This is a genomic window from Pseudomonas sp. S5F11 (assembly GCF_019641515.1).
GTDB classification, from domain to species: domain Bacteria; phylum Pseudomonadota; class Gammaproteobacteria; order Pseudomonadales; family Pseudomonadaceae; genus Aquipseudomonas; species Aquipseudomonas rhodesiae.
On record NZ_JAIFJZ010000001.1, the window covers coordinates 2,239,510 to 2,259,497 of the forward strand.

General features: G+C 58.1%; 28 protein-coding genes and 1 pseudogene. 3 read left to right on the plus strand and 26 right to left on the minus strand.

Features of this window, described 5'->3' with window-relative positions; genetic code table 11:
• Nucleotides 1-4: 4 nt before the first annotated feature.
• The 15 genes from K1567_RS27520 to K1567_RS10040 form a co-directional block, all read right to left on the minus strand.
• Nucleotides 5-130, minus strand: coding sequence for a hypothetical protein (locus K1567_RS27520; protein WP_010212704.1), 126 nt, complete (start codon nucleotides 128-130; stop codon nucleotides 5-7).
• The gene (locus K1567_RS09975) at nucleotides 127-699 is read right to left on the minus strand and encodes a phage tail assembly protein (RefSeq protein ID WP_034112071.1); all 573 of its coding nucleotides are present in this window, start codon (nucleotides 697-699) and stop codon (nucleotides 127-129) included. Before K1567_RS09975 ends, K1567_RS27520 begins: the two co-directional genes overlap by 4 nt.
• A gap of 50 nt (nucleotides 700-749) precedes the next feature.
• Nucleotides 750-1,256, minus strand: coding sequence for a phage major tail tube protein (locus tag K1567_RS09980; RefSeq protein WP_220698418.1), 507 nt, complete (start codon nucleotides 1,254-1,256; stop codon nucleotides 750-752).
• Nucleotides 1,256-2,422, minus strand: a complete 1,167-nt coding sequence (locus K1567_RS09985) for a phage tail protein (RefSeq protein ID WP_167416403.1) — start codon at nucleotides 2,420-2,422, stop codon at nucleotides 1,256-1,258. Before K1567_RS09985 ends, K1567_RS09980 begins: the two co-directional genes overlap by 1 nt.
• 2 nt (nucleotides 2,423-2,424) lie before the next feature.
• The gene (locus K1567_RS09990) at nucleotides 2,425-2,598 is read right to left on the minus strand and encodes a hypothetical protein (protein ID WP_167389876.1); all 174 of its coding nucleotides are present in this window, start codon (nucleotides 2,596-2,598) and stop codon (nucleotides 2,425-2,427) included.
• 85 nt (nucleotides 2,599-2,683) lie between these two features.
• Nucleotides 2,684-2,920, minus strand: coding sequence for a tail fiber assembly protein (locus K1567_RS09995; RefSeq protein ID WP_123480575.1), 237 nt, complete (start codon nucleotides 2,918-2,920; stop codon nucleotides 2,684-2,686).
• A gap of 9 nt (nucleotides 2,921-2,929) precedes the next feature.
• Nucleotides 2,930-3,682 (minus strand): hypothetical protein, encoded by a 753-nt coding sequence (locus K1567_RS10000; RefSeq protein ID WP_169867412.1) that lies wholly within the window; start codon nucleotides 3,680-3,682, stop codon nucleotides 2,930-2,932.
• Nucleotides 3,683-3,744: 62 nt separating this feature from the next.
• The gene (locus K1567_RS10005) at nucleotides 3,745-4,287 is read right to left on the minus strand and encodes a hypothetical protein (RefSeq protein WP_123480577.1); all 543 of its coding nucleotides are present in this window, start codon (nucleotides 4,285-4,287) and stop codon (nucleotides 3,745-3,747) included.
• The gene (locus K1567_RS10010) at nucleotides 4,284-4,922 is read right to left on the minus strand and encodes a phage tail protein I (protein WP_034096153.1); all 639 of its coding nucleotides are present in this window, start codon (nucleotides 4,920-4,922) and stop codon (nucleotides 4,284-4,286) included. The genes K1567_RS10005 and K1567_RS10010 overlap by 4 nt, the downstream gene beginning before the upstream one ends.
• Nucleotides 4,919-5,914 carry a baseplate J/gp47 family protein gene (locus K1567_RS10015; RefSeq protein WP_034112067.1) on the minus strand — a complete coding sequence of 332 codons (996 nt, stop codon included), beginning with the start codon at nucleotides 5,912-5,914 and terminating at the stop codon, nucleotides 4,919-4,921. Before K1567_RS10015 ends, K1567_RS10010 begins: the two co-directional genes overlap by 4 nt.
• A complete protein-coding gene (locus K1567_RS10020; RefSeq protein ID WP_034112065.1) occupies nucleotides 5,911-6,243 on the minus strand; it encodes a phage baseplate protein in 333 nt (110 codons plus the stop codon). Before K1567_RS10020 ends, K1567_RS10015 begins: the two co-directional genes overlap by 4 nt.
• A 9-nt stretch (nucleotides 6,244-6,252) precedes the next feature.
• Nucleotides 6,253-6,864 carry a phage baseplate assembly protein V gene (locus K1567_RS10025; protein ID WP_220698419.1) on the minus strand — a complete coding sequence of 204 codons (612 nt, stop codon included), beginning with the start codon at nucleotides 6,862-6,864 and terminating at the stop codon, nucleotides 6,253-6,255.
• A gap of 3 nt (nucleotides 6,865-6,867) precedes the next feature.
• Nucleotides 6,868-7,383 (minus strand): hypothetical protein, encoded by a 516-nt coding sequence (locus tag K1567_RS10030; protein ID WP_094064806.1) that lies wholly within the window; start codon nucleotides 7,381-7,383, stop codon nucleotides 6,868-6,870.
• 21 nt (nucleotides 7,384-7,404) lie between these two features.
• Nucleotides 7,405-7,749, minus strand: coding sequence for a phage holin family protein (locus tag K1567_RS10035; RefSeq protein WP_034096148.1), 345 nt, complete (start codon nucleotides 7,747-7,749; stop codon nucleotides 7,405-7,407).
• A gap of 597 nt (nucleotides 7,750-8,346) precedes the next feature.
• Nucleotides 8,347-9,081 carry an XRE family transcriptional regulator gene (locus tag K1567_RS10040; RefSeq protein WP_220698420.1) on the minus strand — a complete coding sequence of 245 codons (735 nt, stop codon included), beginning with the start codon at nucleotides 9,079-9,081 and terminating at the stop codon, nucleotides 8,347-8,349.
• A 486-nt stretch (nucleotides 9,082-9,567) separates the two neighbouring features.
• Between K1567_RS10040 and K1567_RS10045 the strand changes: the two genes are divergently transcribed.
• On the plus strand, nucleotides 9,568-9,777 hold the full coding sequence (locus tag K1567_RS10045) for a hypothetical protein (protein WP_034112058.1): 210 nt from the start codon (nucleotides 9,568-9,570) through the stop codon (nucleotides 9,775-9,777).
• A gap of 87 nt (nucleotides 9,778-9,864) precedes the next feature.
• Entirely contained in the window at nucleotides 9,865-10,590 is a 726-nt protein-coding gene (locus K1567_RS10050; protein ID WP_220698421.1) for a hypothetical protein, read from the plus strand.
• Here the strand turns inward: K1567_RS10050 and K1567_RS10055 are convergent.
• Nucleotides 10,569-10,778, minus strand: a complete 210-nt coding sequence (locus tag K1567_RS10055; RefSeq protein ID WP_169903978.1) for a hypothetical protein — start codon at nucleotides 10,776-10,778, stop codon at nucleotides 10,569-10,571. The two genes, K1567_RS10050 and K1567_RS10055, sit on opposite strands and share 22 nt — an antisense overlap.
• A gap of 83 nt (nucleotides 10,779-10,861) precedes the next feature.
• On the opposite strand from K1567_RS10055, the gene K1567_RS10060 reads away from it, so the two are divergent.
• Entirely contained in the window at nucleotides 10,862-11,551 is a 690-nt protein-coding gene (locus tag K1567_RS10060) for an SOS response-associated peptidase family protein (protein WP_169868971.1), read from the plus strand.
• 151 nt (nucleotides 11,552-11,702) lie between these two features.
• Here the strand turns inward: K1567_RS10060 and K1567_RS10065 are convergent, their stop codons facing one another.
• The 10 genes and pseudogenes from K1567_RS10065 to K1567_RS10105 all read right to left on the minus strand — a co-directional run bounded on the left by K1567_RS10065 (nucleotide 11,703) and on the right by K1567_RS10105 (nucleotide 19,969).
• Nucleotides 11,703-12,209 carry a lysis system i-spanin subunit Rz gene (locus K1567_RS10065; RefSeq protein WP_220698422.1) on the minus strand — a complete coding sequence of 169 codons (507 nt, stop codon included), beginning with the start codon at nucleotides 12,207-12,209 and terminating at the stop codon, nucleotides 11,703-11,705.
• Nucleotides 12,206-12,715 carry a glycoside hydrolase family 104 protein gene (locus K1567_RS10070; RefSeq protein WP_169898443.1) on the minus strand — a complete coding sequence of 170 codons (510 nt, stop codon included), beginning with the start codon at nucleotides 12,713-12,715 and terminating at the stop codon, nucleotides 12,206-12,208. Before K1567_RS10070 ends, K1567_RS10065 begins: the two co-directional genes overlap by 4 nt.
• 60 nt (nucleotides 12,716-12,775) lie before the next feature.
• Nucleotides 12,776-12,988 (minus strand): hypothetical protein, encoded by a 213-nt coding sequence (locus K1567_RS10075; protein ID WP_220698423.1) that lies wholly within the window; start codon nucleotides 12,986-12,988, stop codon nucleotides 12,776-12,778.
• Nucleotides 12,966-13,346 (minus strand): hypothetical protein, encoded by a 381-nt coding sequence (locus K1567_RS10080; RefSeq protein ID WP_220698424.1) that lies wholly within the window; start codon nucleotides 13,344-13,346, stop codon nucleotides 12,966-12,968. The genes K1567_RS10075 and K1567_RS10080 overlap by 23 nt, the downstream gene beginning before the upstream one ends.
• Nucleotides 13,343-14,215, minus strand: coding sequence for a pyocin knob domain-containing protein (locus tag K1567_RS10085; protein ID WP_220698425.1), 873 nt, complete (start codon nucleotides 14,213-14,215; stop codon nucleotides 13,343-13,345). The genes K1567_RS10080 and K1567_RS10085 overlap by 4 nt, the downstream gene beginning before the upstream one ends.
• Nucleotides 14,216-14,962: 747 nt before the next feature.
• Nucleotides 14,963-15,244: a hypothetical protein gene (locus K1567_RS10090; protein WP_046382996.1), complete on the minus strand. Its 282-nt coding sequence runs from the start codon at nucleotides 15,242-15,244 to the stop codon at nucleotides 14,963-14,965.
• Nucleotides 15,245-15,285: 41 nt separating this feature from the next.
• Nucleotides 15,286-16,953 (minus strand): DUF1983 domain-containing protein, encoded by a 1,668-nt coding sequence (locus tag K1567_RS27950; protein WP_405046000.1) that lies wholly within the window; start codon nucleotides 16,951-16,953, stop codon nucleotides 15,286-15,288.
• 474 nt (nucleotides 16,954-17,427) lie between these two features.
• Nucleotides 17,428-18,885, minus strand: a pseudogene (locus K1567_RS27955) (host specificity protein J); the annotation flags it as partial.
• 59 nt (nucleotides 18,886-18,944) lie between these two features.
• Nucleotides 18,945-19,556, minus strand: coding sequence for a tail assembly protein (locus tag K1567_RS10100; protein WP_220698427.1), 612 nt, complete (start codon nucleotides 19,554-19,556; stop codon nucleotides 18,945-18,947).
• A 62-nt stretch (nucleotides 19,557-19,618) separates the two neighbouring features.
• On the minus strand, nucleotides 19,619-19,969 hold the full coding sequence (locus K1567_RS10105) for a hypothetical protein (RefSeq protein WP_220698428.1): 351 nt from the start codon (nucleotides 19,967-19,969) through the stop codon (nucleotides 19,619-19,621).
• Nucleotides 19,970-19,988: the final 19 nt, after the last annotated feature.

The window sequence follows — 19,988 nt, forward strand, 5'->3', positions numbered from 1 at the left end:
CGCTTTACTCCTGTTTAACCCCAAGGCGAGTGATCGCAATGTCGTAGCGGCGCAGTGCTTTTGCGGCGTCCCAGTCGAGAATTTCCGCTTCGTTTACCGAGTAAACCAGCGGCACCACATCGAGGATCACGTCGATGTCGCGTTCCGAAAGAAGTCCGCCGGTTGATTTAAAAAATCGTCGATGCGCTCCTGCAATTCCGTCCAGTCCGGTACGGTCAACCCCGCGAGATCCGGGATCATCAAGCCGGTGCAATGGGCGGTGATGAATTCGGCGCGTTCTTTGTTGGTGGCGAGTTTTTTCATCACTTTGGTGGCGCGCAGGGCGGGCATTTCCAGGGGCAGTTCATTCAGGGTTCGGCCGGCTGCATCCAGGGGCAATAGCAGTTGGATGGGCTGGTCGTGGGACGACTGCTGAGGTTCGTTGAGAAAGAATGAAGCAGGTCGCGTCGACATCTCGTGTACGTACTGAGCGATAGACACGTAGTCCGGGCGCTTGAGCTGGTCGAGTTCTTTTTCCGACAGGCCGGTGGCGAGTTTCGCCAGTTCAAAGAACTGATCGTCCTCGTCGTCACCGGCCCGGGCCAGCGCGTCTTTTTGCGCGGCGTAGTACAGCGGTTTAAGTTGCACCTGCTCGATCGTCGCGCCGGTGTCGGCGGTGATTGCAGACAGCAACCTATGCAGCGGTGGCATCCAGGCCATGGGGCAATTCCTTGTTCAAGCAAGGGGCGAGCGCACCCGCCCCCAGGGGTTTAAGGCATCAGCACAGCGCGGCGCGCATCGCCCAGGATGTCGACGCCATTGAGCACGAATTTTTGGGTGCGCACATCGATGTCGATCACCGGGATGCCGTTTTCCAGTCGGTTGTAGGTGCGGCAGGACAACACCAGCGTGGTGAGCGCCTTGTCGCCCATTTTCAGCTTCGCTTCATCCAGGGATTTGAGCTTGCCGCCGACGGTGTGGTAGGTGAAATACGTCTTGCCATCCTGGTCCTGGCCGGCTTCACGTACGTTGAGCAGGATGTCGTCACCCATGCGCACGCCCAGCGCCAGCATGATTTCAGGACCGGCACCCTGGAGGACCAGCGTGGCATTGAGCACCTTGCCGCTCTTGGCCATTTCCTCGGCGATAAAGCGCCCACCGGACATGAGTTCCATGTCGAACTCGATCTTCGGCGGGGTGAACTCTTCCACGGTCGCGGACAACGGCAGGCCTTGGAGGGTGGCCGCAATGGCCTGTCTGACTCGGTTGGTAAACATTAGAGAACGTCCTCCAGGAACTGCTCGATGATTTCATCACGGGCGTTGAGTTGATAAATCATGTGTTCGTTGGGCGCGTAGCGGCCATAGTCGATGACGATGAACCAAGTGCCGTTTTTGTACTTCTCGACACTGTTCAACTCCGGGTGCAGGTACACGCTGGCGCCGGGAATGGTTTCGTCGGCGACCAGGGTTTGCAGCCAGTCGTTGATGCGCTTGACCTCCTGATCCATGAAGGACTTGGTGAGGTTCTTGGCCATGGCTTTCTGGCCGGCCTTGACCAGTTTGCGGCTGATGGCATCTTCCAGGCCGACATAGCTGATGAATTTGCCGGTGATGGAACGGTTACCCAGCAACGAGAAGCCGCCGAGGATGGTGCGCGCGTAGTAGCTCACGCCATAACGGTTGAGCAGGTCGCCTTCGGTGGAGGTGTCGAGGATGTTGTACTCGACCACGCGGGAAACGTCCTCGGCGAACGTCACCTGATTACCCGGGCTCTCCCACTGCTTGACCTTGGCCAGCGCGGCGATCGCCAGAGACGACGGCGACAGAAACACGTTTTTCTTCGCCGCCTTGGAGTACACCGACGGCATGTTGTGCACCAGCAGGCAGCGGTCGAAACCCAGGTCGGCGCCGCCCAGTTCGCCGCTATAGGCCACTTGGTCGGCGACGCTGGCATCTTTGCCGTCGAGCACGACACGCGCCTTGATGCGCTTGCCGAACGAGGCAAACTCGCCGGCCACGGCCTTGGTGCCAGTGAAGCCGGGGGCGCCGATGATGGTCAGGTCTTCAGGCACGCTGGCGAGTGCGGCCAGGCCCAGTTTGCGGCCGGTGACCGGGTCGTTACCGCCGATCACATTGTTGAGCGTATCGGCCGCAGTGGCGCCCTCTTCGACGATCACCACGTAGACCGGCACCTTCACCACTTTGAGAATCTGGTAGACGGCGTGGAACAACGTGCCCGACTCGGCACCGGTGGTGTCCAGCAGCGCCTGGGTAGTGAAGCTATTGATGCGAAACGGCGCATTTTTCGGAATCGACGCATGGGCGTTCGGCGCGGTGCCGACCAGACCGATGACGTTATCACCCAGGCCACCCATGGCCTCGGGGGATTCGGTGGCATTGACGGTAATACCGTTGTGCTCGAAGTTCAGAACCTCAGCCATGGTTATTCAGCCTTCTTCGGGGTGGAGTTAAGGACGCTGGTCAGTTCCAGACGGCCAGCGGTGCGCAGGGCGGATGCTTCGACGTCCAGCAGTTCCAGTTCCTGGCCAACGGTGGACCAATGGCCGCCTCCGGTAGGGAATGGGATGAGGACGGTGTAGGTTTGGCGGGTAGGCATAGGTGGGTTTCTCCGGGTTGAGAACGCCAAAGCCCCTTGAGGAGGGGCTTTGGGGAGGCGAAAAAAAACCGCTTTCGCGGTGAGGTTATTTGAGAAAGGACGGTTTAGATGGCCACTCGACCGCGTCCGGGTCGCTGCCTTGGTCCGGGATATCTCGCAGGCCCTGGCGATAGGCTAAAAACGCAGCCTTGTTTGACTCCTCCATTGGATAATCTGGCATAGCCGCATAATCACTGGCAGCCAGATCCTGGTCGCGAGCACTACGAATTACCTGCCACTTGATTAGCGGATGAAGTTCAGCAGGTACAAAAATCGGTTTCATAATTTCTCCTTAATTCAACGCCAACATAGTTCCCCAGTCACCTGGACTAGTAACAACACCCGTACATGCACCTGCCAGCATCACCTCGACAACCCCGGAGGCGGAGTTACGCATTGGGTGCAGATGATAATAAGCACCGAAGAGCTCGGTGGGTGCTACAACTGCAGAGCACCAGCGCCATTTGCCTTTTTCTGCCCCTGTGCTCCAAGCACCAGCAATTGCCCCCTCTACAACGCGGACAAAAGCCCCCAATGTAATGTAAGAGTTAAGCGGCACCGCGCCAGTCCCATTTGCAAGCGCCGTATCTACGGTATAGGGGAAAGCCAGCCAGGGACTCACATCGGCGGTTGCCCATTTCAACTGCCACACGTTGACGATAGTTCGCCAGTACTCACTGGCCCTAATATCAAATCCAGGAAACTGTTCACGCACGTCCGCCTGTACCTGCAACATGAAGTCCACATCCGCCTGGGGGCGTCCCGTGGCTTGAGAGGTAGTAGTTATCGAACGAAGTTTGTTGCAAGTAACTTCACCATGAATACCCCAGTTATCAATCAATTTCCCGTCGGCGCTGGGGTACAAATTGAAATTTTTAGTCACCGCCAGCCTTGGCAAGCGATTTTTAAGATCCAACAATTGCGCTTCATAGGCACGTCGTGCCTCAGCAATCGCTTTATCAATCTCTCCGACCTTTCCGGTGATAACTTGGGTAAGGTTATTCGCTGCACTGACCACGGCGGCCAGTTGTTGTTCTGTACTCAAGATATGATCTCCTTATCTTTTACAATGACCGGACAGCTTCTCAATTTAGAAAGCCGACAAAACTAGATGCCACCCCCAACACTTTCGAGTTTCATTACTCGAAACATGAGCCCTACCCCTCTGGCCATGTTGTCTACACTGGCTGCGGACAACGCTGCCAACTCATCGATCAACAACACATTCAGATTTTCACTCCCCACTAAAATCACCACGCTATCCCCCGGCAACGGCGAAACATCCAGCGTAAACTTCTGCAGCACCCGAGCCGCCGCCGCTTTATACGTCAGCAACTTGCCTGCGACGGAATACACCGCCAACAGCGTCCCACTGGCGAGATAAAAACCAAACTCGCCAATTTCATATTCCCCGTCGCCGTCAAACAGCGCGGCCATCCTAAGTTGGTGGTTGCCCAGGTCTTCGTAATCCACGATGGCGACCCGTTGGCGTTCGTCGCGCAAGGCCACTTCGCTGCCGTCCGGGTTGTAGCGGCCGGTGCCGGCGCCAATGTGGGTGATTTCACCTTTCAAACCCTGGTTCTTCGCCTGCAGCACTTCATCCAATCCCTTGGCGGTGAAGCGCACCAGGCGCGTAATGTCATCTGTCATGGCTGCGCCCTGAGGTCGTAGTCGTTAATGGTGTAGTGCAGGGCTGCGCCGGTTTGGGTAAGCCGGGCGCCCAGCACTGTTTCGGGTAGAGCGCCCCGCAGGGAAAACTCACTGTCACTCAACGGCGGGTCGAGCGCGCTGCTGATCGAAAGGCCGCCCAAGGTCTCGTGGACAATGGTGATGGTGGCCTGATCACGCTCGCTCTTGGCCGCGTTGATACGCCGAATCAGCCGGTTGTGGTCACCGCTGGACCAACTGCGCCCCACAATTGCCTGCACGTCAAAGGTGTACGGCACGCCGAGCGGCCGCTGCTGATACCAGGCGCTGATATTGGGCGTAAAACCCAAAGACTCCACCGCATGGTTCAACGCCTTGGGCGTGCCCGCCTGACGCTGGATCTGCCAGGAAAGCCCCACGGTCAGGCGTTTTTCCGTTTCGCTGGCTTGGGTATTCCATTCGCTGACACCCCGGTCGGCGGCCAGGTACGGCAGAAATTCGACGGGGGTTTGCAGCGGGTTCATCAGCGCGGGAAACGGCGGTACGACGCGGTCCAGCAGGGTGCCGAAGCCCAGGTCCAGGGCTTTCTCCAGTGCTGAGCTATTGGCCGGCAACAGGCTCGCTTTGCTTTCACTCATAGCGTGCGCACCTCCACCTCGACACCGGTGCAATAAGGGGCCTGGAAGGCTGTGGTGATGATCGGTTCCAGAGGTTCGAGAATCTGCAACTGCGCCGCGCCTGCACTGTGAATGGCGTAGTCGATCCAACTGGGGTCGACGCGTCCTTCGAGGCGATGGCAGGAGTCGGCGTAGGTTTGCAGCAGGCGTTGAGCCGCCACTTGGGTCAACCCGGAATCCGGCCCGGCGTTGATCTTGGCCACGACGCGGATTTTGTACGGCAGGATCTGCGCACTCTGCACGCTGACCAGATCGGTTTCCGGCCTTACATCCGGCCGTGCGAAATGTCGTCGCACGCCGTCAAGCAATTCGGAGGATGCGCTGCCGTCGCCCTCCCTGGACAGTACCGTGACCATGACTTCACCTGGAGCGGTGCGCCGCGCATTGCCATCCTTGACTTGGGCCGCGTAACCGTCCGGGTCGAAGGTGTAGCTGACGGTAACCACGCCGGGAGTGGCGCTCTGCACCTTGACCGACGGCCGTTCACCCAGGGTGAAGACCTCGCGTCGATACTGCATCCGCGAGCCTGCCGCCGGTGCATGGGGTGCCAGGTAGTAGCGCAGACGGGCATCGTCGTCGCTTTCCAGAATGGGTGGTATCGGCGGGAATGCGGCCGGGTCGCCAGGGTCGAGGACTTGGCGTTCCAGCCCCATGTCGGCAAGGCGTGCATCCAAGTTGCTGCCGGTTGCCCACCACGCCAGCATCTGCTTGATACGGGCGTTGTACTTGCGTTCATGGGTTTGCAGGCGCACGCAAAACGCTTCCAGGGCCAGGGTCAATAATTCGCTTTCATTGTCCAGACTGGCTTTGAGTTTGGGCGCGCTTTGCGGCGCACGGGTGGCCACGTAATCGATGACGAACGCCTTGAATTCCGCCAACAACGGCTCGAACGCCTCCACGGCAATAAGCGTCGGCTCCGCCAGTTGGTTCTGGCCGGGGATCAACATGCTCATGTCACGACCTCGAAGGTTTGTTGACGGTTTTTCCAGGAGCCGGCAAAACGCAGCAACAAACCAGCGCCTTGCCGCGTGGCGACGATGACCTCGGGTTGAAAATCGGCGATGCCATTCTGGGTGTTGTAGAACGCCTGCGCGGCATGGCTCTGGGCGAGGATCAGCAGGTCGTCGCCCAGGTTCTGACCAAGCAATTGCGGGATCATCGAACCGTACAGCGGGCGCTTCTGGCGAGTGCCTATGGGAGTGGTCAGCGCTCGGGTGGCGCGCTGTACGAACTGCAGCCAGTCATCCACGGCTGCCCCGGTGTTTCTATCGATTCCGAGCATGGCAGATCCTTATGCGCTGCTGATCACACGGCCCTGGTGATCCACCACCGGGCCACTTAAATGCACTCCGCCGGCATCCAGCCGCAGGCCGGTAGCCCCCAATTGCAGGGCAATGCTGTCGGCCGTCAGTACCAGGCTGGCGGCGCCGACCTGTGCGAAGACCTGCTCCCGTGAGCCCGTGACGGTGGTGGGTCCGTTGCGCCAATTGAACAGGTGAGTGGCATCGTCGTAATCGCTTTGCGTGCCGTCCTGATAAAGGCGACGCGTCAACGTCGCCACACGGGAGACAGGCGGAAACTGACTACTGTTGAGGCCGAACAAGGCCACGGACTGCGTCCCCCCTTCTCCACCTGCATAGTTGAGCAGCAGGCATTGCTCGCCCACAGATGGGATGCGGGTTTCCGTCTGCGCACCGGCGCTGGGGTTGAAAAAATGAATGGCCGGGGTGAGCAAATCGCCATGCCGAACCTTGCATGTGTGGCTGGCGGCATCGACTTCCTCACATACGCCAATCCGACAAAAACTGTCGGCACGGCGGTACAGGTCTTCGAGCTGGGCCTCCATTTGCGCCAGGCGCTCGATGATCGGCCCCAGATGCATGCGTAGTAACGCGTCAAACATGGTCTACTCCTGCAGAGGTCGATATTGATCGGGATCGTCGATATTCGAAACTTCCCAGGTGCAGGCAAACAGCGGTTTACCCGTAGGATCTTCGAGCAGCGGCGGCCCCAGATAGAGCGTTTGGCTGAAGGCCACCGTCCAGGTGTCGTAGTCCGTTTCGCTGGAGCCCAGAACGGAGGGTGCTGCCACAATGGCCATGGGCAGGTCGCATTGTTCGGCCGGCAGCCCCCAGCGGTTGTCTAGGGCCAGATCCATCAGTTGGCTGGCCAAGTCGCAGGCGTCAAAGGGCGCCGCACCGCTGGCAACCGTGACTTTGAGAGACACCGACAAGGCATGCGCCTTACGCCCGTCCAGGGCGCGTATTCCGGGGCCGTTACGCTCCACGCCGATCAAAATGCCGCTGGCATCCGTGGCGCCGTTGAAATCCTGGTGATTGCCCACCCGCAGGTGCGGGAACGCCAGCTTGAGCGTTTCTGCGATCGCGATGGGCAGTTGGGAAGGTTTTTCGATAAGTGTCATAGGGTCGCGTCCTTGCAGCAATTACTGCTGATCGGGCCGCGAAGTCGGCGTCTGGTTGACCCCGATACGCTTGGCCGCCCAGCGTTCATAAAGACCGATGGCTACGTCGGCCCCCGCCATGGCGGTGAGGCAGCCGATGGCGCCGGCAGTCCAGATCGACATGCCGGCGGCGTAACACAGCATCAGGGCCGAAACCCCGCACACCATGCACGCGCCAGACCTCAAGGCCAGGCGCCGGATCAACGACCAACCGCGGGCGCCCTCCTTGTCGGCGCGCCACATTTCGCCGGATACCCCGCCGATCAAGGCCAGTGCAATCACCAGCCAGATAGGCATTTCCGCTAACGCTTGCTGCTCGTTTGTCATATCACGCCTCCTGGCTGAGCAATGCCGGCTGAATGCCGGTTTTCCGGATAAATCCATTTATAGGTAGGCATTCCAAAAAGCCCGGTTGCCCGGGCTTTTCAGTAATGCTGTCCTCGAACCTTCGGCGCTACTGGCGCGGTACGGTTCTTTCCTCAATGTTTTTCCGACCACGATCCCTGTCTGCCGGATAACTGCTTCTGGTGCTTTACGCTGCACACCCGGGTCAGTTGCCAACCCTCTGAACCGTTAAGGCCGGTTCATCGCTGCCTGTTTCTTGTAAAGCGGTGTCACTAAAGAGCGTCGGCATCCTTGCCGGTATTGCCTGCCATCCCTGCCATCGCTGTGATGGCGTCCTTGCCGATGTTGCTTGCCTTCCTTGTCATCCTTGGCAGCATCCTTGCCGCCTCCACCAGGCCTTGTTGGCTGGCTTGAGATGAAGAATATGCATGTATGCATATACAGTCAATGCGTAAATGCATTTATTTTCACTCAGGATATGCTCATGTGCATTTTTGGCTTGGCGATTCAAGGGGTTACTGGCTTTTGGCAGGCGAAAAAAAACCCGCTGCTTGGCGGGTTTTGTCCTACTGAATTGGGTTAACGCGCGTACATGCCCCACCAGAACACATGGCCGAGGATACTGATCTGCTCGTCCTGGATTTCCTGGAAACTGTAGTCCTCGTCCGGATGCTCGTCGCGATTGAAGCTGCGCAGACGAATCCGGGATGGCAGGCGATAGAGCTGTTTGACCCGCAATTGGCCATTGTGATTGATGGCATACAGATCGCCATCGACGATATCGCCGATGCCGCTCTTGCCCGCATTGACCCCGACGGTTGCGCCATCGCGCAGCACTGGCAACATGCTGTTGCCGCGCACCGTCACACACTTGGCCTGGTCGAATTGCACACCATTGTGTCGCAAGCTGCGCTTTCCAAAACGCAGGCTGGCTTTCTCGCTTTCCTCGATGACGAATCTTCCTGATCCAGCAGCCAATTCAACCTCGCGCAGAAAGGGGATCGACACCTCATCGTCATTGATAGGGGTGTCGTCGTCCCACAGGCTTATGTCCTTGAGTTCCGAATGCATCGGGTCGCGCCCGTCGTCCCGCGCAGCGCCTACGGCCACGCGCCCGCGCAGTTGGTCGGTGCTCACGCCAAAGTATTCGGCAATGCGGGAGATATGCTTGTCAGACGGATCGACAATCTTGCCGCTGAGGATCCGAGACAGCGTGGACTGAGGCACACCGGTACGCCGGTGAAGCTCCGTTGGGGAGATCCGGTCGCGGTCCAGCAATTCTCTTAATACGATAGAAACGTTGCGTTTTTGCATAACGGCGATAGTGCCGGGTGTTTTGCAGCTTGGCAAATGCTAATTTGCATATTTTATGCACAGGTCGCGCTGTATCAGGGGCAGCGTCTCTGCGTTTTGTACACCGGTTTGCAACCTGCGAAGCGCCGACTTCACATGTTAACCTTGCGGCCATTGCAATAAGCAGGGCCGAGCGCCCCACCTTTGCCCCACTCCTTTCAACGAATTTGCTAACTATCTGATGAGTAAGAACACGTCCGATCTGTCCTCCCACACCCCGATGATGCAGCAGTATGGGCTTGATCGATGCGCAAGCCACGTTAGGCGGGGCTTTTAAGGTTCCTCTGTCTAAAACCCTAGCGTCATTTTGGAGGCTTTAGGGGCAATAAAACCGGGTTAACGGCAGGCAGTATTAGACAGTGAACCCCCCCCCGGCGTCCTGCCGATCTATATCAAATCCCAAGCTTCAAACGGCTGCTAAGCTGGTCACTCAAAAGAGGAAAAAGCATGCCGAATTCAGACCTACTCCCCTCCCTGGTTACCAAGCTCTATGAAAATCAGCTGGCACTCGAAGCATCGATCATGGAGCTATCAAACTGGGTGGAGCAACGCGGCTCCGCTGAGGTCGCTGCGAATGTACGCGGCGCACTGGACACGCTCAGTCACAATGAGGAATTCATCAAGCTCACATTGGCGGTGTTGATGTCGCCAGAGTGACGCCATACAGCTCGTCGCTTCGAATCGCATCAGTGGCAAAGCTGGATTACTGTATACACATACAGTAAAAAATAAGCAGTCACTCACATGCCCCCTACAGAACTAAAAAAGGAATGGCTCGCCAAATGGCGGAGAATCCTCGACGACAACGCGTCCCGGATCGATAACCCCGAAGCTCATCGAATGATGTGCCGTTGGGAGACTCGTGACATGTTAGAGGCAGGGGTCATCGATGAGATGGAAAAATTTGAGATGGATGAGCTGGCCGACGCGGCTTACTGGCATGCCGTTGAAGAGCTGGTCACCACACCTGCGGGATACACGTATGGCGGCTACTATGACGTCATTCAACGAGCAACATCGGAGTGCGTCGGGTACATCCGAAGCAACACCTATTACTCAGCGCTCGGCCCAGGTGCTGATGGGTTTGATGGAAAGGTGTTTCGCGACAAGAATGATTTGCGACTGGTGTTCCGCAACGACAACCAGACTTGGGCGATAAATGGGTTGTTGCTTACCGCGCCATCTGGTGAGCTGTACGATCTGGTACAGACCGCGCAATTTATCTATGGGCAGGTCTACCCAGTTATCTGCGATGCCGATATCTACCGTGCGCTGGTAGATTGCGCACAGGTCGCCTTGGAGAGCCGCGATTTTGAGAGCTATCGCAAGGCCCGTCCTCTACTGCTCTCCGCCCAGTTCACCAAGTGCGGTGCCTGCCTGGACCGATTCGGACAGCGCGAAGATTGCAGCAACTGCACAGGTAACGGCTTTGTCAGTACAGCTGGCACTCAGCCGACGTCGTCCGCATAACCTGCAACAGCCTCCTCGACCAGCTCGCGCCATTCTCCGCTGTCGATCACGCCTCGCTCCAACATGTTGTCGGCCAGTGCGAGGCGCGTTTCATAGCGATACTCAGGGCCGCCTGCCGTGAATTCGGCGTCATTGAGCAGCGCATGCCACGCTTCCATCTCGTTGACCTTCTGTATATCAGTTGTCATGACGAATCTCCGGTGCCGGTGTCTACAGTGTAGAGATCGGCCGGCGCGCGGCTGTTCATCAAGCCCGACGAGCGGAGACAGTTATGTGCGGACGCCTTTCACAGTACAGCGGCATTCATGACTTCGTTGCGGCCCTCAGCATGCCGAACGCCATGGTCAACTCGGTCGGCGAACTGCCCCTGGAGCGATACAACGTCGCCCCCACCACCCAGGTCGCCGTGCTCCACGTACAGGGCGAACTCCTTTTGGCTGATCCGGTGCGCTGGGGATGGAGACCGCACTGGGCAACGGATCGCGCCGCGCCGATCAATGCCCGCGTCGAGAAAGTCGCCCACGGCCCGTTCTTCCGGGCAATCTGGCCGCACCGTGCAATCACACCAATCAATAACTGGTTTGAATGGGTCGATGAAGGCGGGCAGAAGAAACAGCCCTATCTGATCCGACGGCGCGACGGGGCGCCGATCTACTGCGCCGCTATTGGCCAGCTACCCAACGCTAACGAAGGCCCAGGTGAGCATGACGGATTTGTGATCATCACTGCCGACAGCGCAGGCGGCATGGTGGACATCCATGACCGGCGGCCCGTGGTGCTGAATCCCGAACTGGCTCGCGAATGGTTGGACCCGGCCACCCCCAAGGAGCGCGCCGAGCAGATGGTGCTCCATCAGGGCGAGCCGGCCGAGGTGTTCGAGTGGTACAAGGTCGACACAGCCGTGGGCAATGTGCGCAACAAAGGCGAGACGCTGATAACGCAAATTGGAGGTGTCAGCTGAAAATCCACATGACAAAAAGTACGGCACTGATCCAACAGACCGTGAGAAGGATTGAGAGGCCCGCCAGTTGCTTGTCCATAAGGCACTGTCATTTTTGAGAACAAAAAGAATGGCCTCGATTTTTCGAATACGCAACGATGACTAATAGCCATTATTGCGTGATGGTCCTTACGTATGCCTGGCATGCCCGTAAAGCAATCAGTCCTCGATCCCCGTCGCCGGTGATGCCGAGAATTCTTTGAGCATGCGCTGGGTCAAGTTGGGCTCGACGGGCTGCATGAACCACGCCGACGGCGCCGGTGGCGGTAGGCACGTTGCAGCCACCGGCTGTATCGGCTGCGTCGATAAGGACTGACAGCCGCACATCAGCAGTGGCAAGGCGATCGCGCAGAGCAGCTTGGGTACGTTGGGCATCGGTCAATTCCTTGGTGTGTTGTTGGTCCTGGATGGCCAACTGTTGCTCGGTGGCCAGGCGCTTGTCCTGCTCGGCGCGCGCTTGGGCGGAGGCAGCATTGGTGATCTCCGCCAGGTCCATCTGGTGCAGGTTGACCTGTTCGGCGAGCTTCTTGCCCATCCGCCAGTCCTGCACCTGCCAGGTGCCAGCGGCGCTAAGGACCATCGCCAGTAGGATCGCGCCCAGAATCTGCCCGGGCGTCACGACATCACCCCGCCCGCCAGCCGGTACTGCTTCAGCAGATCCTCCAGGCGGTGTTCGCGCTGCCCGTATCCCGCGCCGGGCAGACTGGCCCAGATGTTCCGGCACTTCGCGATAGCCGTTTCAATCCGCCCGGCCACCACGTCGGGCAAAGCCCTGCACTCGCGTATGTGCTGCAGCGCCAGAAGGTCTTGGCTGATCGGGCTGAAGTCCGGCAGCTTGAGCAGCGCCTTGTAGTGCGGCCAGTCCTTCAGCATCTGCTGGTATCGGCCGGAAGCATTGGACGTCAGCCCCTTGCTGTTGATGACCTTCGACGCGCGCCCCTTGGCGAACGGGTGATCTGTGAAGTCCTTGAAGACCTCGGGCTTACGATCGGCTCCGGTGACGATCACGTCGTAACCGTCCATGGCCGTGGCCGGAGATGTGCTGGTGCCCTCGGACCAGGCGAGCATGTCGAGGAACGCCAACGCGTTACGCCCGCCGGCGAGTGATTCGGAAAGTCGTGCCATTGCTTTTCTCCAGGCAAAAAAAATACCCGCTCGTGGCGGGTGGCGGTGTTCGGCAGAAACTCAAGACGCTGGTGGAGGGCTCAGCCGGTTGATGGTTGCGCGGGCGGCTGTGCGCGCCTCTTTGATGTCGTCCGGGATGGGCGTGCCATCCTCAAGCAGGGCGAAGGCATGCCAGTTGGTTTCCTTCAGGTATGCGTGGGCCTGGTCCAGGCTGATCTCGTCCGCCAGATCCTGCGCCGTCTTGATCGGTTCAAGCTGGCTCAAATCCACCATTTTCGGGTTCCTCTATAAAGGTCGGCAGTTCAACAATCGGGGCAATAGGCGGGGTTGTATCAGGGAATGGAACTGCCCCGCTTTGAATATCGATAATGATTGGCTCGGCTGGATTACGGGACTCTTCAGGGCTATCCCAGTGGACTGGAAGAAGTAGCGTAAAGTTAAGAACCCCGTCAACTCGTTCGATGTAGTCCGTATCTAGGAAGAACCGATTACCGACCGCACTACCGGGCAAACGGTATCCTGCGGGAATTCCGGATAGGTCGATAGTCTCTCTGTTAATAGTGATTACGTCACCCTTAACCGATGCCTCCAGCAGATCATTAGTCAAAAACGGGAATAACTTAATCTTCATTTCCAGTGACCTATAATTATTGCTCGCGCATAAAATGTTTGAGCTGTTGCGCCATTTCTTATCACAAGATTTACTTGCGTTGTCGAAAGCATATACGCCGTCATAAGGGCAAAGTCATTCGCACCGTTTGGAATTAAGGAAACATAGGGTGTTGCAAAGCTAGAGTCTGGCCCTGATGATGCAGGCAGCGTTAGGGTTACCGTACCCACCGTGTTTGCTGCAATAGACGCGGTAGTACCGATGGGGCCATTCATAACTATAAGACCACTGACGAACTTATTTATAACCATTCCGCTTATGATGGTTCGCGAGTTAATACCGCCACTAACTGAGGAGGGGTCTAGGCTAACGTTAAAATCGTTGTACATGATGCGCCATGCACCCCAAGCACCGTTAACGCAAATTCTTTCTGCGCGAATGCTTTGGGTAATTCCGTAAGCCTCTTGATGATAGTACCCAGCGCCATGGACACTAACCTTTAGAAAAAATGCATTGCCTGAAAAGTTAGGAGGACCATTAGTATAGGTTCCGTTAAGTGCATACAGCATAGCCGTTATAAGAATGTTGCAATCCGTACCATTTCCCATAACTTGTGCGGTGCCACCATTCCACCCTGCATGACCGACCGTTAGTACCTCGCCAGCTTTCACGCTGTCGCGAAATGCCTTCGGCAGCCCCAGAGCGCTCTGCGCCCCTGCTTGCGTCGTTGCGCCTGTTCCACCACGCTCCAATGGCAGCGGCGCAGCGGGTGTGCCAATCCCCTGGTAGAGCTCCAAGGTCATCGCATTTATCTTTGCGCTCGCCACGCGGGGCGTGTCGCCACCGAGACCTGTAGGCGGCGTACCGAGAATAATTTCTTGTCTTGCCATGGTTTTCTCCAGGCGAAAAAATACCCGCATAGCGGGTGGTGTAGATCAATTGATGAGTGCCCGATCAGGTGCCGGGAAGTCTGGCGAATACCGCGCCGGGTGCGCCGATATTTGTCCATGGTGAGAGAGCGCTAACCCCAAACACCTGTAACCTGTTCTCTGAATAGTTGAACCTTACAGCTGATGTTAGCCAGTTTGTGTGGTTCTGTAGTATTCCTCGCGAAAACGGATTGATCATAAAGTACTCATCAGATTGCAGTGGTGCAACAGATCCATTCGCCCAGTAGTACGCCTGTGCTGTCGCATTTAGAACTACCTGACCCTGATATGACCATGAGTTATTGGCTCTCGTGAAGATCACCGGAGCGGCCCCTGAGTCGAAAATCAGCACGCCATTTTCGCCCCACATCCTGAGCCCATAATCGGCCTTAGTGATTGACGCGAACACCGCTGCAAACCACTTGCCTGTTGGCCTGAAGTCGATGTTCAGGGACGTTATTGAAAACCCAGTCCAAGCACCAGGACCGCCGCTAATGGTCATGCTCGTGTATAGCTCATTCGGTCTAGCCGAGCTGTTCTGAATGAATACGCACGGCGGCTCCGGCGTGGTTATGGCGGATGGGAACGACACTGACACCGATGAACTGCCGGATGCCTGATACGTTCCACTGTACAGCGCACAAAGCCTAGGTTGCTCTGAGTCTATCTGTACATAGCTTCCATCGTTTACAACAGATAGACCGAAATTCAATTTTTGAACCTCATTACAAGCAACCTGAACTGTATTGTTGATCCTATAGCGCCCGGCTCATTTGGGTGTTTTGAGCGTACAACAACCGAACCGACGCCTACCGACATAAACGGCATAGCGCTGTAGCAGTAGTTGTTAGCCGCGGCCTGGGTAGGAAGTATGACGGCTGTGCATGTTGCCGGGTTGAACCCGGCAATGTTTGCTGTAACTACGGCGCCCATGGCGAGCGTATAGACTGCATTGTGCAGCACCTGATAGGTGTAGCTGTCGGTATCCATTTCGAGCACGCCATTCGCGCTCCACGTCCTTACTCCATAAGTCATGGCGAAAGCCTCCCCACCAATACACGCAGAAGCTCGTTGATGTCGTATACCGAAAGGCCATCGTTATTGAGCAGTGTCGAGCCACCGGTGCCGGCGCTACGAAGCGTGAACGTGCCGGCCTTGACATTGATCTCCAGTAACGGCCGCCCCTTGGAGTCGACCGTCTCTGATTTCAGCGTCATCCCCAGAATGATCTCCTGGATAAAGGCCTTGCTGATAATTGCCTGATTGAGGACTACCTGGTTCCCCTGAACAACAAACATAGGAGTGAGCTGTCCGCTAACCTCGTCGACTACCGCAAAACGCTGCGCAAAAATCAGAAACTCCGACTGCTCGCCATCTGAGCCAAACGCGAAGCCGGAGGCGACCGTCTTTCCTCCAGCAGTGGTTTGGGCCTTGAACGTAACCATCGACGAAACCTTCCCGTCGGTGGTGGCCTGAGCTTTGCTGACGACCTGAATAGCTGCCGAGTTATCGCCGGCAACCGCCTTTAGGGTTTTGATCTCTTCGGCAGTGGCAGCTTTGTCAGTTGCCACGGCTGTCTGCACGGTCGTGATGCTTGCCGCGTTCGCCGCCACATTCGCTTCGACAATATCTGTACGCTGCGACTGCGCGAAATCCCGCTCAGCAATTGCGGACATCAACGACCAGGCCCCGGCCGAGGCGGTGTCATCACCCGCACTGCCCTGCTCCGAGCCTGCTGAGTCGGATTTCACCAACGCATAGACGCCTTCCAAGCGTTCGGCGGTGGCCGTGACCTTCCCGTCCACCTCTTCGATGGCTGCCTTGTTCTGGCTGATTTCCAGTGCCATCGCCGCATTCGTTTCGGCGATGGTGCCCAGGTTGAACCAGTAGTTGGCGTTCGGCGGTGTGGTGTTGACCGGTACCGCCTTGGTGGCCTGGAACAACTGCTGGCCTACCCGGACCATGTCGCCCTTGGCGTAGGTCTTTGTGGCGACGTACTCCAGAGCGTCGACCACTTCCGAGATCAGATCCTCCAGCTCCTGCTTAGCCTTCTCCAGACGATCGTTGACCGAGCCCGGTCCATCACCAGTAATCAGGTCGATCTCTTCCCGCAGGCTCTGGTACAGCGCACCCTTGCCGATCTTCTCGGCGAAGTACTTGTCGTACTCGGTCCGGTCAGAACTGGCCCGGCCATTCACGGCGCCCGGGATCGGCCAGAACGGCCCGACGTTGCCGGTACGGTCCACCAGGCGTGCCCAGAAGTAGAAGCTCGCCCCCGCCAGGATGTTCTGCATCTCGTGCTTGGCCTGCGGGTAGCTGAAGTCGCTCAGCTTCACCGCAGTGGTTAGGTCCGGTGACTGGCTGTACCACAACTCGGTGCGTTGGGTGTCCTCGGCGCCCGGCGGGAAGCCCCACTGGATGCCAATGCCATAGACCAGGCTGCTGGTGGTCAGGAACGCCACCGCCGGCGGCAGGCCAACCTTCCCTTCCAGGTTGGTCAAATTGGAGCTCTTCCAGATCGAGGAGATCTCGAAGGCGCTCACCGACCGAACCCGGGCCACGTAGGAGCCCGCGTAAATGCCGGTGACGTCGACGCTGGTCGAACCGGTGCGCTGCACCTTGATCCAGTTGCCGCTGTCCTTGCGCCACTCCACGTCATACGCGACCGCACCGTTCACGGCGGGCCACGAGATGTTCATGGTGCTGATCGCGAGGCCCTGGTTAACGGCGTAGCTTGACGTCAGCGTGACGCTCGCCGGCGCCGGAACGACGGTGATCGGCACCACGCTGATTGGGCGTTCTTCCAGGCGCGCACCGGTATCGATGTGCGCGAACTTGCTCGGGTCATACTGCACGGCCGAGATTTCAAAGACGCCTGGCTCCGGCCGGGCCACGCTCACCACCCTGTATAACGGGATTGCCAGGTCGTCGGCATCCAGCGCCCACACCAGTTCGGGTTCGGGCGCAACGGAGTAGGCCACGGTAACGGTGACCTGCCGGCCGCTGACCAGTTGCACGGTGCGCCCCTCGCACTTGCCGTCGGGCAGGTTGAGGATCAATCGATCGCCGGGCTTGGCCTGGGTATCACGGTCCAGTGTGATGACCTTGCCGTTCACAGCAGCGATGCGCCCGCCCACCGGCCGACCGGCCAGGAGTTCGTCGGCGATCGGGATCACGTAGCCAGGCAGCGGGATGCGCCCGTCGAGGCCGACCTTGAAGGTAACGGCCCGGTCCTTGGAGTTGGTGAGCAATGCCCACTTGCCCCGGCGCTGCGCCTCCGACTCGCGGGTGCAGCCGATGGCGCTGATCTCCAGCGGGTTGTCGCCGTAGCGGCGCTGCAGCTTGGCATCCGTAACGGCCGTGACGTCGGTGTCGTAGTTGTTCGCCGGGTTGTCGTAGCTGATCAGCGCGCGGCTGTACCGGGTGCGCTCCGACGCACTCGAGTAGGTGAACTTGCTGTCGATCACGTTCGCCCGGGTGTAGGCGAAGTCGAAATCAGTGGCGCGCGGCATGTCCGACAGCGTGAAGACCTGGCCCTGGGCCCAGTAGGTCATGCCCCGGTAGATCGCCGAAATGTCGCGCAGCAGCGACCAGGCGTCAGCCTTGCTCTGCAGGTTCAGGTTGCAGATGAAGCGCGGCTCCTGGCCGCCCTTCCCGTCCGGTACCAGTTGGTCGCAGTACTGAGAGATGCGGTAAAGCTCCCACTTGTCGACCATCCAGGGTTTGATGCGGCGGCCAAGGCCGAAGCGGTCGGCCGTGGTGATGCCGTATGTAGCCCAGGTCGGATTGTTGGTGTAGGCCTCTTTGAGCGTTCCGTCCCAGATACCACTGTATGTCCGCGACACGGGGTCGTAGTTGCTTGGGACCTGCCATTTGCGAGCCTTGCAGCCGACGGTTACCGCTGGAATGCTGCGGAACTGCTCGGCCGAAAATTCGATGTAGAGCAGCGCGGTGTTCGGATAGCGGATCTTGGCGTCGATCACCTCAGTGAAGCCGGCGATCTGCATCGTGTCGGAGATTTTGTTGTTGTTCTGGTTGATCGTCAGGCGGGTGATGCGCATCAGCCAGCCGGCGGTAGCCTTGGGTAAATCGATACGACGAGTGCGCTCGTAAAGGCTGGTGGTCTTACCGTCGACCGCCTCACTCAGCACCTGCTGGTAGGCGCCGCCGTCGGTGGCGAGCTCAACTTTGTACTCAATCCGGTAGCCGTTGATGTTGTTGCTGGCATCCACAGACTGGAGCGCCGGCCAAGCAAAACGCACGCGCACGGCCGAAAGCTGGGTGTTACTGATTGCCCGAACCCACGGTGTGCCGCTGCGCAGCTCGGTACTGATGGTGGTCTCGTTCTCGATCGAGGGGATGCCCTGGATATAGGTCTGGTCCACGGCCCCGGTGCGCCACTCCCACTTCACGTTCGGGAAGTTCATGTTGCCCTGAGGATCTTGCAGCGGGGTGTTGTCGAGGTAAATGTCGCGAGCGGTTGGAGTGCCTTCGAACTCACCCTCTCCGATGGCAATCAGCATCTTGGCGATGGCAACAGAGCGCAGGCTATCCGGGGCTTCCGTTGGCGTTTTTGCTTTCTCTTCGCCGCCCTTGGCGCCGTGGATATCAATCTTGCGTGCTGCGCCCATGCTTTCCTCCAGGCAATAAAAAACCGCCTCTTGGGCGGCTGCGGTGCTGCGGGTTTCTGCTACATCTGGTCTTCGGCGTAGATGGCGGCGCTGATAATTGCGCCACCCCACCGGCGCTCGCCTATACAAAGCGGTACCGGGTTACCGGATGCAGTGGTGTTCTTGGCGCTGCCGAAGGCATAGCCGGGGGTGTTCTCTGGCGCGGCGCTGGTCTTGAGGCCGCCGGCCTGGGGGCTGAGCATTTGGATTACGCCGCCCAGCACCATCGATCCGCCCATCATGATCAATGCCGAGCCGAAAGGGGCCATGGTGCCGAAGCTGCCACCGGTGATCACCAAGCCAACGACGATGAGTACGGCTCCAATGATTGTTTGTAGGGCGCCACCCCGTTTACTGCCTGTGATTACCGGTGCGATCCGGATGCTTCCTTCGCCGGAAAAACCGAGCTCTTTTTCTTCAAGATTTTTCGATCCGCGGAAAACCGCAAATTCGACACCTCGCGATTTTGCATTCGACAGGAACCGCTCAAAGCCGGGAATCTGGACGCACAGAGCTTTAACTGCTTCTGCCGGCGTCCTTACGACCATCCGAAAGGACCTCCCAAACTGACGAAGCTGTCCGTAGAGCAGGATCGTGGTCATGGGCTGATAATTGATGGCAAGTGCCGCCATGTGCTTTTCTCCAGGTAATAAAAAGGCCCGCCGAAGCGAGCCTTGAACAATTTGATTTGCCGCTACAGGCAGCCTTGCAGCGCGGTCAGCCGTTTATTGGCGATCCAATTACCCACCACCACGTAATACTTCGCCTCTGAGCCCGCGCCCTTGGGCTGGATGTCCACAAAATAAGCAGAGGCCTCAGTGAAAACGGTATAGCCGCTTGGTCTTCCGGCTTGAAGTGTTGCACCTGGCGTTCCGCCGAAAATTGCCTGATTTTGCCATTCGTACTGAACGCATTCAGCGACGTCTTTATCCGACTTTTTCGAATGCAGGACCTTGTAAGGGCCATCTAGGCGAGCCTCGTTCATCGTTGGCGGCATACACCCCGCCAGCATCGCCACCGCTACCGCCGCTATCAAAGTTCGCATGTCGTTCCTTCTTTGGTTT